The organism is Amnibacterium soli, assembly GCF_039544415.1.
Classification (GTDB): domain Bacteria; phylum Actinomycetota; class Actinomycetes; order Actinomycetales; family Microbacteriaceae; genus Amnibacterium; species Amnibacterium soli.
In genome coordinates, this window is record NZ_BAABLP010000002.1 from 674,192 (window position 1) to 691,306 (window position 17,115).

Here is a 17,115-nt window from a genome sequence, read left to right on the forward strand (position 1 = left end):
CGTAGAGGTCCGCGGTCTCCCCCGTCCGCCGCGCGCCGAGGGGGTTCCCGGTGCCGCCGCCCTAGGCTGTGCCCGTGCCGAGCGGACCCATCGGAACGTCGGCGCCCTTCGAGCAGGCGCGGGAGTCGATCGCGGCCGCCCGGGTGCGCAACGACCTGATCGTGTCGGAGATCACCTCCCCCACGCAGGTCGCCCCCTACTCGCTCGCCCTCGCCGGCGACGTGCGCCAGAAGGTGCACGGCGAGGACTCGGAGCTCGGCACCGGCCGCTTCATCCTGCTGCACGACCCGGCGGGCCAGGACGCGTGGGACGGCGACTTCCGCGTGGTCTGCTTCGCGCAGGCGCCGCTCGAGACCGACATCGGCACCGACCCGTTCCTCGCGGAGGTCACGTGGTCGTGGCTGACGGACGCGCTCGAGGTGCGGGGCGCCGAGTACACGGCCGCGTCCGGCACCGCCACCACGATCGTCTCCTCCGGCTTCGGCGAGCTCGCGAACCAGGGCACGGGCGCCAAGGTCGAGCTGCGCGCCTCCTGGACGCCGACCGACCTGGACCTCGGCAAGCATGTGGAAGGCTGGAGCGAGTTGCTGTGCATGCTCGCCGGCCTCCCGCCGGCGGCAGAGGGAGTGAGCGTGTTGTCCGCACGACGAGCAGGGCGTGACTGACCCGGGTGAAGGGCGCCCGCTGCCGGACGCGACGCCGTCCCAGCCGGTCGAGGTCGTCGACGACCTCGAGGCCTACCAGGACGCCGTCCGCCGCATCGCCGCGGGATCCGGCCCCATCGCCGTCGACGCCGAGCGCGCGAGCGGCTTCCGGTACTCGCAGCGCGCCTACCTGATCCAGCTCTACCGCCGCGGCTCGGGCACGGTGGTGCTCGACCCGATCGCGTTCGACGACCTCTCCGAGCTCGCGGAGGCGATGCGCGGCGCCGAGTGGGTGCTGCACGCCGCCAGCCAGGACCTCCCCTGCCTGCTCGAGGTCGGGCTCGTGCCCGACCGCGTCTTCGACACCGAGCTCGGCGCCCGGCTGCTCGGCTTCGAGCGCGTCGGACTCGGCGCCGTCGTCGAGAAGCTGCTGGGGCTGCACCTCGCGAAGGAGCACTCGGCCGCCGACTGGTCGACCCGGCCTCTGCCCGCGCCGTGGCTCGTCTACGCGGCGCTCGACGTGGAGCTGCTGCTCGACGTGCGGGACCGCGAGGCGGAGCTCCTGGTCGAGCAGGGCAAGACGGAGATCGCGGACCAGGAGTTCGAGTCGGTCCGCACCAAGGAGGCGCGCCCCGCCCCTGCCGAGCCGTGGCGCCGACTGTCCGGGGTGCACTCGGTGCGCGGCGCCCGCAACCTCGCCGTCGCCCGTGCGCTGTGGCAGGCCCGCGACGCCTACGCGCGGGAGATCGACTCCGCGCCCGGCCGGCTGGTACCCGACGCCTCCCTCGTCGCCGTCGCCCGGACGCCTCCCGCCAGCAAGCGCGAGCTGGCCGGCATGCGCAGCTTCAGCGGGCGGGCCAGCCGCTCCGAGATCGACCGATGGTGGTCCGCGGTCGAGGCGGGACTCGCCGCGGCGGACCTGCCCGCGACCCGCGTGCCGTCCGAGACGCTGCCGCCGCCCCGCTCCTGGGCCGACCGCAACCCGGAGGCGGATCGCCGGCTGAAGGCCGCCCGCCCGGTGGTCGCCGAGATCGCGGAGTCGATGTCGCTGCCGGCCGAGAACCTCCTGCCGCCCGAGGCCCTGCGCCGCGTCGCGTGGGAGCCGCCGGCCGAGCTGTCCGAGGCGACGATCGCCGACGGCCTCGCCGCGCACGGCGCGCGACCTGGCAGATCGTGGCCACGGCACAAGCGATCGCCGATGCCTTTGTACGTGCTGGACAAGAGGTCGTGGACCCGGCCGGATCGCCCTCGTAGGTCTCCTGCAGCCGATTCGGTCGCCGCGCGCCGTGCGGGAATGATCCCGGAGGCCCGTTTCCCGGGTCCGATCGAAGGAGTCGAGCAGGTGACCGAGCGCAGTGAGGTCGTGTTCGTCGACGGGGTGCGGACCCCGTTCGGACGAGCCGGCGAGAAGGGCATGTACTGGGGGACGCGGGCCGACGACCTCGTCGTGAAGACGATGGTCGAGCTGCTCGAGCGGAACCCGCAGCTGCCGAAGGACCGCGTGGACGACGTGGCGATCGCCGCGACGACCCAGCAGGGCGACCAGGGCCTGACCCTGGGCCGCACCAGCGCGATCCTCGCCGGGCTGCCGCAGACGGTGCCCGGGTACGCGATCGACCGCATGTGCGCCGGCGCGATGACGAGCGTCACGACGGTCGCCGGTGCGATCGCCTTCGGCGCGTACGACGTCGCCATCGCCGGCGGCGTGGAGCACATGGGCCACCACCCCATGGGCTTCGACGCCGACCCCAACCCCCGCTTCGTCAGCGAGCGGCTCGTCGGCTCCGACGCGCTCGTGATGGGCCGCACCGCGGAGCGCATCCACGACCGCTTCCCGCACCTCACCAAGGAGCGCTCCGACCGCTTCGCGATGCGCTCGCAGCACAAGGCCGCTGCGGCGTACGCCTCCGGCGACATCCAGCCCGACCTCGTACCGGTTGCCACGCGCGGCGCGGACGGCTGGGGCCTCGCCGTGCGCGACGAGCTCATGCGGCCCGAGACGACGATGGAGGGGCTCGCGCAGCTGCGCACCCCCTTCCGCCCGCACGGGTACGTGACCGCGGGCAACGCCTCCGGGCTGAACGACGGGGCGACCGCCTCCCTGATCGCGAGCGAGGACGCCGCGAAGGAGCTGGGGCTGCCCGTCAAGATGAAGCTCGTCAGCTTCGCCTTCGCGGGCGTCGAGCCCGAGATCATGGGCATCGGGCCGATCCCGAGCACCGAGAAGGCGCTGCGCAAGGCCGGGCTGTCGATCGACGACATCGGCCTGTTCGAGCTGAACGAGGCCTACGCCGTGCAGGTCATCAGCCTGCTCGACCACTTCGGCATCGACGACGACGACCCCCGGGTGAACCCGTGGGGCGGCGCGATCGCCTTCGGGCACCCGCTCGCCTCCTCCGGCGTCCGCCTGATGATCCAGCTCGCCCGCCAGTTCGAGCAGCACCCCGAGGTCCGGTACGGCCTGACCGCGATGTGCGTCGGGCTCGGTCAGGGCGGCAGCGTCGTGTGGGAGAACCCGCACTTCGACCGGAAGGCCGCCAAGAAGGCGGGCGCAGTGAAGGCACGGAAGGGCTCGGGCAAGTGACGGATCTGCAGGAGAAGGTCGCCGACCTCGTCGCGCTCAGCGTCGACGAGGTCGTGACGGAGGCGTACGCGAAGGACGTGCCGCTGCCGGACGGCGGCGTGCTGGCGCTCGTCACGCTCGACAACGGCCGGGACCACACGCGGCCGAACACGCTCGGCCCGCGCAGCCTGCTCGCGCTCGAGACCGTGCTGCTCGCGCAGAAGGAGCGCGCGGCGCGCGGCGAGATCGCGGGTCTCGCCGTCACCGGCAAGCCGTTCATCCTCGCCGCGGGCGCGGACCTCAGCCAGGTCGGCTCGATCCCCGACCGGGCCACGGCGCTGCAGCTCGCGCAGCTCGGCCACCGGGTGCTCGGGCACCTCGGCGAGCTCGGCGTCCCCACGTTCTGCTTCATCAACGGGCTGGCGCTCGGCGGGGGCCTCGAGATCGCGGTGAACGCCGACTACCGCACGATCGACGCCTCGGCGCCCGCCGTCGCGTTCCCCGAGGTGTTCCTCGGGATCATCCCCGGCTGGGGCGGGTCGACGCTGCTGCCGAACCTCATCGGCATCGAGGCCGCGCTGCGGGTGATCGTCGAGAACCCGCTGAAGCAGAACCGCACCCTCACGGCGCAGCAGGCGTTCGACCTCGGCATCGCCGACGCGATCCTCCCCTCCGCCTCCTACCTCGAGCGGTCGGTGGCCTGGGCGTCCGGCGTCATCGCCGGCCGGACGAAGGTCGAGCGCCCGCACGCGCCGGGCCGCCTCGAGCGCACGGTGAAGTGGGACATCGCGATCCGCGTCGCCCGCAAGAGCCTCGAGTCGAAGATCGGCACGGTGCCGAAGTCGCCGTACGCCGCGCTCGACCTGCTCGCCGGCGCGAAGAAGGCGACGAACCGGGCCGCCGTGCTCGCCGGGTTCCGCGCCGAGGACGAGGCGCTGGCCGACCTGCTCGCCGGCGATCAGGCGGCCGCGTCGCTGTACGCGTTCGACCTCGTGCAGCGTCGGGCCAAGCGGCCGGCGGGCGCGCCCGACAAGGCGCTGGCGAAGAAGGTCACGAAGGTCGGCGTCATCGGCGCGGGCCTGATGGCCGGGCAGTTCGCGCTGCTGTTCGCCCGCCGCCTCAAGGTGCCGGTGCTGATCACCGACCTCGACCAGGCGCGGGTGGACGCGGGCGTCGCCCGCATCCACGGCGAGATCGCGAAGCTCGCCGAGCGCGGCCGCGTGAACCCCGACGAGGCGAACCGGCTGCGGGCGACCATCACGGGCACCACCGCGATCGCGGACTTCGCGGACTGCGACTGGGTGATCGAGGCGGTGTTCGAGGACCTCGGCGTGAAGCAGCAGGTGTTCGCGAACGTCGAGCCGCACCTCTCCCCCGAGGCCGTGCTCGCGACGAACACCTCGTCCCTGTCGGTCGACGCGATCGGGGCCGACCTGGCGCACCCGGAGCGGCTGGTCGGCTTCCACTTCTTCAACCCGGTCGCGGTGATGCCGCTGGTCGAGGTCGTGAAGGCGGCGAAGACGGACGACGCCGCCCTCTCCACCGCGATGGTCGTCGCGAAGAACCTGAAGAAGAACGCGGTCATCACGAAGGACGCCCCGGGCTTCGTCCTGAACCGGGTGCTCGCGAAGGTGCTCGGCGAGGCGATGCACGCCGTCGACACGGGCACGCCGTTCGAGGTCGTCGATCATGCGCTCGACCCGTTCGGGCTGCCGATGTCGCCGTTCGAGCTGCTCGACCTGGTCGGGCTGCAGGTCGGCGCGCACGTGCTCGACACGCACCACGCCGCCTTCCCGGACCGCTTCTTCGACTCCGCGAACCTGCACGCGCTCGCCGACGCGGGCGTGCTGCTGGACAAGGACGACAAGGGCGAGGTGAAGGGCTTCGACAAGCGGGCCCTCGCCATCGTGAAGCGGTCGCTGCCGAAGGACACGACGCCGATGACGGCGGAGGCGTTCCGCCTCCGGGTCGAGGACGGCCTGGCGGACGAGATCCACCGGATGCTCGAGGACGGCGTCGTCGCGGCGCCCGAGGACATCGACCTCTGCCTCGTCCTGGGCGCCGGCTACCCGTTCCAGGCGGGCGGCATCACGCCCTACCTCGACCGCGTGGGCGCCAGCGAGCGCGCCTTCGGCGGCACCTTCCACACCCCGCCCATCCGGGGCGCCGCCCACCGCTGACCCTCCTGTTCGCGGATACGGGGATCCGGCCTGCCAGATCCCCGTATCCGTGAACACCGGTGGTCACAGCGCCGCGAGCACGGCCTCGATCTCGTCGAGCACGCGCTCGATGTCGAACACGATGGCGCGGTAGCTGAAGCGCAGCACCACGAAGCCGAGCGCCCGCAGCTCGGCGTCGCGGATCCCGTCGCGCTCCGGGTCGTGGAACGCCTCGCCATCGGCCTCGATCACCAGCACTCCCCGGATCAGGAAGTCCACCCGGTGGGCAGGATGCAGCTGGGCCTGGGCGACGACCGGGCCGATGCCGCGCCGGACCATGCCGAGCCGCAGCAGCGTCTCGAGGCAGCTCTCGGCCGACCCGTCGACGTGCTCGAGCGCGGCCCTCGAACGTCGGGGAAGCAGTGCCGACAGCCGGTCGCGATCGGCGTCGGTCAGGATCCTCGCGCCGTCGCGCGGCTCGTGGACCGCGGCGTCGAGCGCCGCGACGAACCACTCGAAGGGGACGCAGTCGCGCAGGAGCAGCAGGGTGTCGACCAGGCTCGCCCGTCCCGCGATCGGTTCCTCCTCCAGGTGGCCCCAGTGCAGCTCGAGGGCCTCGTCGTCGTGCACGGACCCGAGCACCCACCGGTGGTCGCGGCTGTGTCGCAGATGGCTGCGGTGCTCCTCCACCGCGACGTGCAGCGTCCGATGCGAGTCGGGCGGCACGGGCAGGCCCCAGAGCTCCGCCGCCGTGACGCACGCCGCGGGACCGCCGACCCCCACGGCGCGCTTGACCTGCCACGGGAGACCCGGATCGACGAACCAGCCGATGCGGACCCGCTCGACCACCCGGCGGCCGTGCAGCAGGCCGAGCTGTCGACGCGTGATGTCCGCGGCGTCGAAGGCGCTCACGTGAGCGATCCCTCCGCCGGCCGCCAGGACGGTGCGGGCACGGGCGTCGAGCTCTGACCGGTCGGCGTGGTGCGGCATCGTCGCAGGATCGCCGACCGACCGGCGCCCAGGGCCCGGCCGGAACGCCCGGGGCCGAGTTCCCGTTCGGACGCGCCTGGGGAGGACCGGTCCGCCACGGCGGCCGGGTGCAAAGCCTCCACGGATACGGGGATCTGGCGGCCGGATCCCCGTATCCGTGAACACGACCCGGCGCGCGGCCGACCGCCCGACGGGGCGGTGGCCGACGCGGGTCAGTGGGAGGTGCGGGTGCGCGTCGGAGCCGGCTTGGCGGCCGGCTGCTTCGTGCCCGCGAGCTGGCCGACGATGTCGGCCGCGATCGTCGGGGCCGAGAGGCCGCTCTCCGCGAGGATCTCGCCGCGCTCCGCGTGCGGGAGGAAGGCGTCGGGCAGCCCGACCTCGTTGAGGGCCGTGTCGACGCCCGCCGCGCGCATGTCCTGGCGGAGGCGGGTGCCGACGCCGCCGACGCGGACGCCGTCCTCGATCGTCACGACGAGGCGGTGACCCGCCGCGAGGTCGATGAGGCTCGGGGCGATCGGGACGGCCCACCGCGGGTCCACCACGGTGACGCCGATGCCCTCGTCGGCCAGCAGGCGCGCGACCTCGAGGCCCTGGGCGACCATCACGCCGATGGCGACGACCAGCACGTCGGGGCGCTCCCCGCGCACGAGCACGTCCACGCCGTCGTCGAGCCGCTCGAGCGCCGGGATGTCCGCCGGCACGGTGCCCTTGGGCAGCCGGAGCACGGTCGGCGCGTCCTGCACGGCGACGGCCTCCGCGAGCTCCTCCGCCAGGGTGGCGCCGTCGCGCGGGGACGCGATGCGCATGCCCGGCACGATCTGCAGCATCGCCAGGTCCCACATGCCGTGGTGGCTCGGACCGTCCGGCCCGGTGATACCGGCCCGGTGCAGCACGAACGTCACGCCGGCGCGGTGCAGGGCGACGTCCATCAGCACCTGGTCGAGCGCGCGGCCGAGGAACGTGGCGTACACCGCGAACACCGGGTGCAGGCCGCCGAAGGCGAGACCGGCGGCGGACGTGACGGCGTGCTGCTCCGCGATGCCGACGTCGAGCACGCGCTTCGGGAACCGCTCCGCGAGCGGTCCGAGCCCCACCGGCCGCAGCATCGCCGCGGTGACGCCGACGATCCTCGGATCGCGCTCGGCGATCGCGACGAGGTCGCCGCCGAACGCGTCCGCCCAGTCGCGCGCGGGAGTGGCGGGCGCGAGCGGTGCGCCCGTCTCGGGGTCGATGACGCCGACGGCGTGGAAGCGGTCCGCCTCGTCGGCGCGGGCGGGCGCGTAGCCGCGGCCCTTCTGCGTGATGACGTGCACGAGCACCGGCAGCTCGTAGTGCTTCGCCTGCTGCAGCGCGTTCTCGAGCGCGGCCTCGTCGTGGCCGTCGACCGGCCCCAGGTACTTGATGTCGAGGTTCGAGTACATCCGCTCGTTGTTGACGAAGCGGGCGAGGAACCCGTGCAGGGCGCCGCGCGTGCCGCGGTAGACCGCGCGGCCGGGCGCACCGAGATGGCTGAAGAGCCGCTGCGACCCCTGCTGCATGTCGCGGTACGTGCGGCGCGTGCGGACCTCGTTGAGGTACCGCGCCATGCCGCCGATGGTCGGCGCGTAGGAGCGGCCGTTGTCGTTCACGACGATGACCAGCCGGCGGTTGTTGTCGTCGCTGATGTTGTTCAGCGCCTCCCACGTCATGCCGCCGGTCAGCGCTCCGTCGCCGACCACCGCGACGACGTGCCGGTCGCTCTCCCCGGCCATCTGGAACGCGCGGGAGATGCCGTCCGCCCAGGACAGCGAGCTGGAGGCGTGGGAGCTCTCCACGATGTCGTGCTCGCTCTCCGCCCGATCCGGGTAGCCGGACAGACCGCCGCGCTTGCGGAGGCGGGAGAAGTCCTGACGGCCGGTCAGCAGCTTGTGCACGTAGGTCTGGTGGCCCGTGTCCCAGACGATGGCGTCGCGGGGCGAGTCGAAGACCCGGTGCAGGGCGATCGTGAGCTCCACGACGCCGAGGTTCGGGCCGAGGTGACCGCCGGTGCGGGAGACGTTCTCGATGAGGAACGTGCGGATCTCCGCCGCCAGCCGCGTCAGCTCATCGGGGTCCAGCCGATCGAGATCCCTCGGCTCCCGGATGGTCTCGAGCAGGCTCATCCGATCAGCCTAAGGAGTCCCGGGCGCGATCGCCTGCAGGTCGGATGCATCTCAGCCGTAGTGGGCGAGGGGTGCGACGCCGCTCGGCGCCGCACCCCTCCTCCCTCGATCCGGGCTCGCGCGATCAGGCGACCAGGCTGCGGAGCACGTACTGCAGGATGCCCCCGTTGCGGTAGTAGTCGGCCTCGCCCGGGGTGTCGATGCGCACGACGGCGTCGAACTCGACGGGCTTCCGGCCTTCCGCGGAGTGCGCCGTCGGCGTCGCCACCACGTGCACCGTCTTCGGCGTCGAGCCGTCGTTCAGCGCGGTGACGCCGGTGACGTCGAACGACTCCGTGCCGTCGAGCCCGAGCGAGTCCGCCGTCTCCCCCGCGGGGAACTGCAGCGGCAGCACGCCCATGCCGATCAGGTTCGACCGGTGGATGCGCTCGAAGCTCTCCGCGACGACGACCTTCACGCCGAGCAGGTTGGTGCCCTTCGCGGCCCAGTCGCGGCTCGAGCCGGAGCCGTACTCCTTGCCCGCCAGGATCACGAGCGGGGTGCCCGCGGCCTGGTAGCGCTCGCTCGCGTCGTAGATGAACGCCTGCGGGCCGTCGGCCTCGGTGAAGTCGCGGGTGTAGCCGCCCTCCACGCCGTCGAGGAGGCGGTTCTTCAAGCGGATGTTCGCGAAGGTGCCGCGGATCATCACCTCGTGGTTGCCGCGGCGGGAGCCGTAGGAGTTGAAGTCCTTCCGGTCCACCCCGTGCTCCGTGAGGTACCGGCCGGCGGGGCTGTCCGCCTTGATCGAGCCCGCGGGGCTGATGTGGTCGGTGGTGACCGAGTCGCCGAGCTTCGCGAGGACCCGCGCGCCGGTGACGTCGACGACCGGGCTGGTCTCGAGCGTCATGCCGTCGAAGTACGGGGGCTTCCGCACGTACGTCGACGCGCCGTCCCACTCGAAGGTCGCACCGGTGGGCGTCGGCAGGTTGCGCCAGCGCTCGTCGCCGTCGAAGACGCTCGCGTACTCGTGCTCGAACATCTCGGTGGAGATGGAGGAGTCGATCGTCGCCTGCACCTCGGACGCCTCGGGCCAGATGTCCTTCAGGTACACGTCCGCGCCGCTGCCGTCCTGCCCCAGCGGGTCGTTCTCGAAGTCGAAGTTCATGCTGCCGGCGAGCGCGTAGGCGATCACGAGCGGCGGGCTCGCGAGGTAGTTCATCTTCACGTCGGGGTTGATGCGGCCCTCGAAGTTGCGGTTGCCCGACAGCACCGCGGTGACGGCGAGGTCGTTCTGCTGCACCGCCTCCGAGATCTCGTCCTCGAGGGGGCCCGAGTTGCCGATGCACGTCGTGCAGCCGTAGCCCACGAGGTAGAAGCCGAGGTCCTCGAGGGGCCCCATCAGGCCGGCCTTCTCGTAGTAGTCGGTGACGACCTTCGAACCCGGCGCGAGCGTGGTCTTGACCCACGGCTTCGCCTTCAGGCCCTTCTCGCTCGCCTTCTTCGCGAGCAGGCCGGCGGCGAGCATCACGGAGGGGTTCGACGTGTTCGTGCAGGAGGTGATGGCGGCGATCGCGACGGCGCCGTGGTCGAGCGTGAACTCGCCGGCCGACCCCTTCACCTTCACCGGGTTGGACGCGTGCTGCGGCGCGTGGCTGACGTGCGCCGCCTGGAGCTCCCCCGGGAAGCTCGCGCCCGCCGGCTGCAGCTCGCGGTCCTCGGACCGGTCCTCGTCGCCCGGCGCGGCGGTGGCCGGGTCGGAGGCGGGGAACGTGCCCTCGACGGTCGCGTCGAGCAGCGTCGGCTTCTCGGCGTACTCGGCGAGGTCGTGCTCGAACTGGCCCTTGGCCCGGCTCAGCTCGATGCGGTCCTGCGGGCGGCGCGGCCCGGCGATCGACGGCACGACCGTCGACAGGTCGAGCTCGATGTACTCGGAGTACGCGGGCTCCTTCGCGGCGTCGTGCCAGAGCGACTGGCGCTTGGCGTACGCCTCCACGAGCGCGACCTGCTCGTCGGACCGTCCGGTGAGGCGGAGGTAGTCGAGGGTGACGTCGTCGATCGGGAACATCGCCGCGGTGGAGCCGAACTCCGGGCTCATGTTGCCGATGGTCGCGCGGTTGGCGAGCGGCACCTGGCCGACGCCCTCGCCGTAGAACTCGACGAACTTGCCGACCACGCCGTGCTTGCGCAGGATCTGCGTGATCGTGAGCACGACGTCGGTCGCGGTGACGCCGGTGGGGATCGCGCCGGTCAACCTGAAGCCGACGACGCGCGGGATGAGCATCGACACGGGCTGACCGAGCATCGCGGCCTCGGCCTCGATGCCGCCGACGCCCCAGCCGAGCACGCCGAGGCCGTTGACCATCGTGGTGTGCGAGTCGGTGCCGACGAGCGTGTCCGGGTACGCCTGCTCACTGCGCTCACCCGTCTCGGCGTCCACCACGGAACGGGTGTAGGTGACGCGGGCGAGGTGCTCGATGTTCACCTGGTGGACGATGCCGGTGCCGGGCGGCACGACCTTGAAGTCGTCGAACGCGGTCTGGCCCCAGCGGAGGAACTGGTAGCGCTCGCCGTTGCGCTCGTACTCGATCTCGACGTTGCGCTCGAAGGCGTTCTCGGTGCCGAACAGGTCGGCGATGACCGAGTGGTCGATGACGAGCTCGGCCGGTGCGAGCGGGTTGACGCGCTTCGGGTCGCCGCCGAGGTCGGCGACGGCCTCGCGCATGGTGGCGAGGTCGACGATGCAGGGCACGCCGGTGAAGTCCTGCATCACGACGCGCGCGGGCGTGAACTGGATCTCGGTGTCGGGGTCGGCCTCGGGCACCCACGAGCCGAGCGCGCGGATCTGCTCCGCGGTGACGTTCTTGCCGTCCTCGGTGCGGAGCAGGTTCTCCAGCAGCACCTTGAGGCTGAAGGGCAGCCTCTCGTACCCGTCGACCGTGTCGACGGCGAAGATCTGGAAGGTCTTCCCGCCCACCGTCAGGTCGGTCCTCGCCCCGAAGCTGTTCACCGCGGCCATGTCACTCCTCACCACTGACGGGCCGCAGCGATCCGGCCGCGACGCCCACAGCACGATACCGCCCGGCGACGGGCCGGTCCCCCGCGTCGGCGGGCGGAGGACGGCTTCAGGCCGCGCGGCGGCGGCGCAGGGCCTGCACCACGAGCACCGTCACGACGAGCACGATCGAATACAGCGGCAGCCCGAGCACGATGCGGGCGATGCCGAGCTCCACGACCTTGTCACCCGCGAGGAACAGCGGCACCTCGACCGCGAGCCGCACCGCGAACAGGAGGACCCAGAGCAGGCTGAGCCAGGTCGCCGCCCGGCGCAGCGCACGGTCGCCGCGCCAGCCCGCGTCGGAGGTGAGCAGCCCGGTCACCACGCCGACCAGCGGCCGGCCCACGAGCACGGACACGAGGAACGCCACGCCGTAGGCGCCGTTGATGAAGAAGCCCGGCAGGTAGTTCGCGTTCGCGTCGCCGGTGACGAGCACGAGCGCCGCGGAGACGCCGACGAGCACCGCCCCGCTGATCGCGCCGCCCGGGCGCTGACGGCGGAGGAGGCGGTACAGCACGAACAGGGCGGACAGCACGAGCGGCGCGACCACGATGGGGATCAGCGCCGGGCGGTCGACGGGCGTCGGCGCCGACCGGATCGCCACCACCTGGTAGTAGACGACGAACACCAGCGGCGGCAGCACGCTCTCGACGATGCCGAGGGGCCCGCCGATCGCGTCGACGAGCCCTTTCGCGGTCAGCGGCCGGTCGTCTGCGGCGCGCGCGAGCCCGGACCGGGCGTCCTGCGGTTCGGGCCGGCGGTCGTCGGTCACGCGCCGAGCCGCGGCCGCTCCGGCGCCGCGTCGGGCTCCGCGCCCTGCGGCATGTGCAGCGGGATCAGGTCGCGCGGCGGCATCGGGGCGGAACCGCGCACCACGACGACGCTGCGGAAGAGCTCCTCCATCGCCGCGCCGATCTGCGGGTCGAGCGCGCCGTCGCCGGAGATCACGCCGCGCAGGAACCAGCGCGGCCCGTCGACGCCGACGAAGCGCGCGATGCGCGTCACGGGCGGCTGACCGGGCGCCGACTGCGCGGGGATCTGCGCGAGCAGCTCGGGGCCGAGCCCGCCGTCGGCCACGCGGGTGGTGCCGCCCTGCGACAGGATCTGCTGCTCGATCTGCTCCCGGATCTCGTGCCAGAGCCCGCTCGACCGCGGCGCCGCGAACGGCTGCACCTGCAGGCTCGAGTTCGCGAAGTCGAGGCCGACCGCCACGACGCGGCCGGTGCCCTCCTCCACCTCCAGGCGCAGGCCGAGCCCCTCGCGCGGCGGGATCTTCACCCCGCCGAGGTCGACGTACGGGCGGACCGCGTTCGCCTCCTGGACGTCCAGCGGCCCGTTGCTCGCCCGGTCGGCGGGAGCCGACTTCGGCCTGGTCTCCTGCGCGTCGTCCTCGTCGGTCACGGCGCCTCCCTCCGGTCCACTTCCCTCACGCCGGCGCTGCGCCCGCGTGTCCTGCCCTCGTGCGTCACGCCGGCGGCGAGCCACCGGTGCCGGTCGAGCCGAACCCCCGCTCCGCGCGGTGGCTGCCCGGCAGGTCGACGACCGGCACGAACCGCACCTCGGGCAGCGGCAGCACCAGCAGCTGGGCGATCCGGTCGCCGACCGCGACATCGTACGAGGTGGCGGCGTCGGTGTTCAGGAGCGTGACCCGGATCTCGCCCCGGTAGCCGGCGTCGATCAGCCCCGGCGCGTTGACGATGGTGATGCCGTGCTTCGCGGCCAGCCCGCTGCGGGGCAGCACGAGCGCCGCGGTGCCGGCCGGCAGCGCGATGCGCAGCCCGGTGCCGACGGTCGCCCGCCCGAGCGGCGGGAGCGAGACGGCCTCGGCCGCCCGCAGGTCCGCGGCGGCGTCGCCGGGGACCGCGCGCTCCGGGACCGGCCCGTCGACGAGCACCTCGATCACGAGCGCCGAGGCTAACGGAGCGGACCCGACCACGGCCTCTGGTGGAATGGGCGCGTGCAGCGCTTCCGCGAACGCCTGATCCCCGGCCCCGGCACCCTGATCGCGATCCTGCTGCTGCTGCCCGCGATCTGGCTGGTCCTGCTGCCCCTGTCCCCCGGGGTCGGACTGATCGGCGCGATCGTGATCACGGTCGTCGTCGAGGTGCTGATGATCGTCGTGGCCCCCGTCGTCGCGGTGTCGGACGGCGTGCTGACCGCCGGCAAGGCGCGCATCCCGGTCGCGCTGACCGGTGCGATGGAGTCCTCGCGGAAGACGGACGCCAGGCAGGCGCGGGGCCCCGGCCTCGACGCGCGGGCCTTCACGCTGTTCCGCGGCTGGGTCGATCCCGTGCTGCGCATCGACCTCACCGATCCGGACGACCCGACCCCCTACTGGCTCGTGTCGACCCGTCGACCCGACGAGCTGCGCGCGGCGATCGCCGCCGAGCGGGGCGACCGCGAGGTCTGACACGCGTCCTGCCGAGTACGAGGACGGGCCCGCCGGTGGATCACCGGCGGGCCCGTCCAGGTCCGGTCGAGGTGCTGCGCCTCGCCGTGCGTCATGCGGGTGCGGGGCTCAGGCCTCGCACTCGCGGCAGATCGGGCCGAGCTTCGTCTCGTGGTCGAGCTGCGAGCGGTGCTTCACCAGGAAGCAGCTGACGCAGGTGAACTCGTCCGCCTGCGGGGGCAGCACCACGACGTCGAGGTCGAGGTCGGAGAGGTCCGCGCCGGGCAGCTCGAAGCCACCGGGGTTGTCCGCGTCCTCCACGTCCACGACGCCGGACATCTTGTCCGGCACGCGCTCCTTCAGGGCCTCGATCGAGTCGGAGTCGTCGTCCGTCTTGCGTGGGGCGTCGTAGTCGGTCGCCATTGGTGGATCCGTGCCTCTCTGAAGCGTCGCGCGGGCCTCTCGCCCAGGGGTCTCGGGCGGAAAGCGGCGACAGTATGCACGAGGCGGCATGCGGATGCAAACGCCTCGCGGTGGCCGCTGATCGGCGGTCGCAGGGCGTGCAACATGCGGGACTCGCCCCGTATTTCCCCGGCAGGCGCCGCAGGGCGTGCGATCCTCTGCGGGACCGGACCGCGTCCGGTCTCACCAGCAGCAGAGAAGTGGGATCCGCATGCAGACGTTGAGCGTGCTGGCGGTCGAGGACGGGGCGATCCTCGTCGCCTCGCCGACCGGTGAGCGCTTCCGCCTGCCCGTCGACGCGGCCCTGCGCGATCGCATCGCGAACCCCGCGGTCTCGACGGACGAGAAGCGGCTGTCGCCCCGCGAGATCCAGTCGCACGTGCGCTCCGGCCTCACCGCCGAGCAGGTCGCGGCCATGACCGGCGCGCCCGTCGCCTACGTCGAGCGCTTCGTCGGTCCGGTGCTCGCCGAGCGCTCCTACATCGTGGAGTCCGCCCTCGCCGTGCGGCTGCCGCCCGAGACGGACGGCGCCCGCTCCCGCACCTTCGGCGCCGTCATGGGCGAGCGCCTCGACGCCCTCGCGGCGAAGGAGGTGCGGTGGTCCAGCGCGAAGGAGCCCTCCGGCTGGGTGCTGACCGTCGCGTTCACCGCGGACGACGTGCAGCACGCCGCGCGGTGGCGCTTCGACCCGAAGCACATGCGGCTCGACGCCGACAACGTCGAGGCGTCCACGCTCTCGCAGCAGGGCGTGCCCGCGGCCCTCACCCCGCGGCTGCGAGCCATCGAGCCCACCGCCCCGGTGACGATCGTGCCGCCGGCGACCGGCGAGACCGCGGTCGCGGCCCGAACCGCCCCGCACGGCGCCCGCGTCGCACCGGTCCCGACCGTGCAGCCCGACCAGAGCCGCTTCGACAGCGCCGTGTTCCGCTTCCCGACGCTCGAGGGCGCGAAGCCCGCGGAGCAGCAGCGCCCCGCCGCGTCGCACGCGCAGCCGACGACCGGTCAGCTGGACCAGCTGCAGCGCCGCCGCGGCGAGCGCACCCCGGCGCCGAAGGCCGAGCCGGAGATCGACGACGCGCTGCCCCCGACGCGGGCGATGGACGTCGTCGAGCCCGGGGACGTCTTCGCGCCCCGGCCCGCCGCCGAGCGCCGCGACGCCGCTCCGAAGACCGCGCCGACCGAGCGCCGCTCGTCGGCGTCGGTGCACCGCCTGCCCGTCCGGAGCCCTGCGGTCGAGCCGAGCACGCCGGCCGAGGACCGTCCGACCGAGCCGCTCCGTCGGCGCCGCGACCGGGGTCGCAGCGGGGCGCCGGGCCTCGAGCCCGTCGAGCCGCAGGCACCGGAGGCGGTCGAGCCCGACCCGCAGGCCGAGACCCCCGCGCCCGCCCGGCCCCGCCGCGGGCGCACGTCGATGCCGAGCTGGGACGAGATCGTCTTCGGGCGCGACGAGTCCTGACCCCCGCGGGTCAGGCGTCGAGCCGCACGAGCGGGACGAACCGCTCCGCCGGGGTCCACGCCCCGTGCTGGCCCACCATCCCGCGTCCGTGCGCGTCTGCGGTGGCGTAGACCGCCGCCCTGCCCCGCGCCGCGACCAGCAGGTCGCCGATGCGCGGCAGGACCTCGGGCGCCGTCACCCCGAACCAGCCGGCGTCGACCGCCTGCTGCCGGTCGAGCACGTCCGCGACGTCGCCGAGCGCCTCGGACCAGCGCGGCAGCACCTCCTCCGCCGTCGTCCCCGGATCGAGGTGGACGTGCACGAGCCGCGGCTCGCCGGCGAGGTGCCGCACGCAGGGCAGCAGCCCCAGCTCGTCCAGGACGACGTGCGCCGACTCCGGCACGTCGACCATGCCGTGGTCCGCGGTGACGAGGAGGGTCTCCCCCGACCGCAGGCCGCGGGCCGCGTCGCGCACGGCGCCGTCGAGCCGCTCCAGCAGGTCCGTCCAGCCCGGTGCGCCCCAGCCGTCCCGGTGGGCGAAGGAGTCGAGCTCGGGCACGTAGCAGTAGGCGATCCCCCTGCCCGCCGTGCGCAGGCCCTCGAGGGCGGCGTCGAGCCGCTCCTCGATGGTGCGCGCGCCGACGTAGCGCGCGCCGCGCAGCACCTCGCGGGTGAAGCCCGACGTCGCGTAGTGCCGCGGCCCGACGGCGAGCGCCGCGACCCCCTCCGCCGTCGCGCGCTCGAAGACGGTGCCCGCGCGCTGCCAGCCGTCCGGCAGATCCGCGTCGAAGCCGCGCAGCTGGTTCACCACGCGGTCGGCGGCCGGGTCGAGCGCGGCGAAGCCGACGACGCCGTGCGTGCCCGGGTCGACGCCGGTCGACAGCGTCGTCAGCGCGGCCGCCGTGGTCGTGGGCGCGCCGGTGGCGATGCGCCGGCGGCCCGCACCGGTCAGGGTGCGCGCGTGGCCGGCGCGGGCCGAGAGCGCCTCGTGGCCCAGCCCGTCGACGAGCAGCACCACGACCCGGCGCCGCGGGGGCAGGCCGAGGGCGTTGCCCCGACCGAGCACCGCGTCGAGCGCGGAGGACAGCACGTCGCGGAGGACGGGCGCACCGCTGAGTACCATGGGGGCCACGATCAGGCAGTGTGCCATCCGGGCGCACGCGAGCCGCACGCGGGGGCGGCCGACTGCTCCACGCCCGTGGCGGGCTCCGGTTCCCGGCCTCGACGGCCCGTGTCCGGCGTCGCGCCGCTCCGGGTCGACGGGGCCCCTGCCGGCACCGCCCTGCCCAGGACGCACC

13 protein-coding genes and 1 pseudogene are annotated in these 17,115 nt (G+C 73.5%); 6 read left to right on the plus strand and 8 right to left on the minus strand.

Annotation, left to right across the window (positions count from 1 at the left end):
* The first annotated feature begins 68 nt into the window (after positions 1 to 68).
* The 4 genes and pseudogenes from ABEA53_RS07190 to ABEA53_RS07205 all read left to right on the plus strand — a co-directional run bounded on the left by ABEA53_RS07190 (position 69) and on the right by ABEA53_RS07205 (position 5,387).
* Positions 69 to 665 (plus strand): DUF3000 domain-containing protein, encoded by a 597-nt coding sequence (locus tag ABEA53_RS07190; protein WP_425550604.1) that lies wholly within the window; start codon positions 69 to 71, stop codon positions 663 to 665.
* Positions 658 to 1,749 (plus strand): annotated as a pseudogene (locus ABEA53_RS07195) (ribonuclease D); the annotation flags it as partial. The gene ABEA53_RS07190 and the pseudogene ABEA53_RS07195, both read left to right, overlap by 8 nt.
* Positions 1,750 to 1,986: 237 nt before the next feature.
* A complete protein-coding gene (locus tag ABEA53_RS07200; RefSeq protein ID WP_345480589.1) occupies positions 1,987 to 3,228 on the plus strand; it encodes a thiolase family protein in 1,242 nt (413 codons plus the stop codon).
* A complete protein-coding gene (locus ABEA53_RS07205; protein WP_345480368.1) occupies positions 3,225 to 5,387 on the plus strand; it encodes a 3-hydroxyacyl-CoA dehydrogenase NAD-binding domain-containing protein in 2,163 nt (720 codons plus the stop codon). Before ABEA53_RS07200 ends, ABEA53_RS07205 begins: the two co-directional genes overlap by 4 nt.
* A 63-nt stretch (positions 5,388 to 5,450) precedes the next feature.
* Here ABEA53_RS07205 and ABEA53_RS07210 read toward each other — a convergent pair whose 3' ends face one another.
* The 6 genes from ABEA53_RS07210 to dut form a co-directional block, all read right to left on the minus strand.
* Entirely contained in the window at positions 5,451 to 6,278 is an 828-nt protein-coding gene (locus tag ABEA53_RS07210) for an endonuclease domain-containing protein (protein WP_345480369.1), read from the minus strand.
* 290 nt (positions 6,279 to 6,568) lie between these two features.
* Positions 6,569 to 8,497, minus strand: coding sequence for a 1-deoxy-D-xylulose-5-phosphate synthase (gene dxs, locus ABEA53_RS07215; RefSeq protein ID WP_345480370.1), 1,929 nt, complete (start codon positions 8,495 to 8,497; stop codon positions 6,569 to 6,571).
* Between the two features lie 124 nt (positions 8,498 to 8,621).
* The gene (locus ABEA53_RS07220) at positions 8,622 to 11,492 is read right to left on the minus strand and encodes an aconitate hydratase (RefSeq protein ID WP_345480372.1); all 2,871 of its coding nucleotides are present in this window, start codon (positions 11,490 to 11,492) and stop codon (positions 8,622 to 8,624) included.
* 106 nt (positions 11,493 to 11,598) lie between these two features.
* Complete coding sequence (locus tag ABEA53_RS07225; protein WP_345480373.1) at positions 11,599 to 12,303, minus strand: DUF3159 domain-containing protein; 705 nt, start codon at positions 12,301 to 12,303, stop codon at positions 11,599 to 11,601.
* Positions 12,300 to 12,932 (minus strand): DUF3710 domain-containing protein, encoded by a 633-nt coding sequence (locus ABEA53_RS07230; RefSeq protein WP_345480374.1) that lies wholly within the window; start codon positions 12,930 to 12,932, stop codon positions 12,300 to 12,302. The genes ABEA53_RS07225 and ABEA53_RS07230 overlap by 4 nt, the downstream gene beginning before the upstream one ends.
* Positions 12,933 to 12,996: 64 nt before the next feature.
* Positions 12,997 to 13,434, minus strand: a complete 438-nt coding sequence (dut, locus tag ABEA53_RS07235; protein ID WP_425550605.1) for a dUTP diphosphatase — start codon at positions 13,432 to 13,434, stop codon at positions 12,997 to 12,999.
* Between the two features lie 54 nt (positions 13,435 to 13,488).
* Between dut and ABEA53_RS07240 the strand changes: the two genes are divergently transcribed.
* Positions 13,489 to 13,941 (plus strand): DUF3093 domain-containing protein, encoded by a 453-nt coding sequence (locus ABEA53_RS07240; RefSeq protein ID WP_345480375.1) that lies wholly within the window; start codon positions 13,489 to 13,491, stop codon positions 13,939 to 13,941.
* Between the two features lie 108 nt (positions 13,942 to 14,049).
* On the opposite strand, the gene ABEA53_RS07245 is transcribed toward ABEA53_RS07240, so the two are convergent.
* Positions 14,050 to 14,343, minus strand: coding sequence for a DUF4193 domain-containing protein (locus tag ABEA53_RS07245; protein ID WP_119482387.1), 294 nt, complete (start codon positions 14,341 to 14,343; stop codon positions 14,050 to 14,052).
* A 250-nt stretch (positions 14,344 to 14,593) separates the two neighbouring features.
* Here ABEA53_RS07245 and sepH point away from each other — a divergent pair, with 250 nt between their 5' ends.
* On the plus strand, positions 14,594 to 15,838 hold the full coding sequence (gene sepH, locus ABEA53_RS07250) for a septation protein SepH (protein ID WP_345480376.1): 1,245 nt from the start codon (positions 14,594 to 14,596) through the stop codon (positions 15,836 to 15,838).
* Between the two features lie 10 nt (positions 15,839 to 15,848).
* On the opposite strand, the gene ABEA53_RS07255 is transcribed toward sepH, so the two are convergent.
* Positions 15,849 to 16,940, minus strand: coding sequence for an alkaline phosphatase family protein (locus tag ABEA53_RS07255; protein ID WP_345480377.1), 1,092 nt, complete (start codon positions 16,938 to 16,940; stop codon positions 15,849 to 15,851).
* Positions 16,941 to 17,115 lie beyond the last annotated feature (175 nt).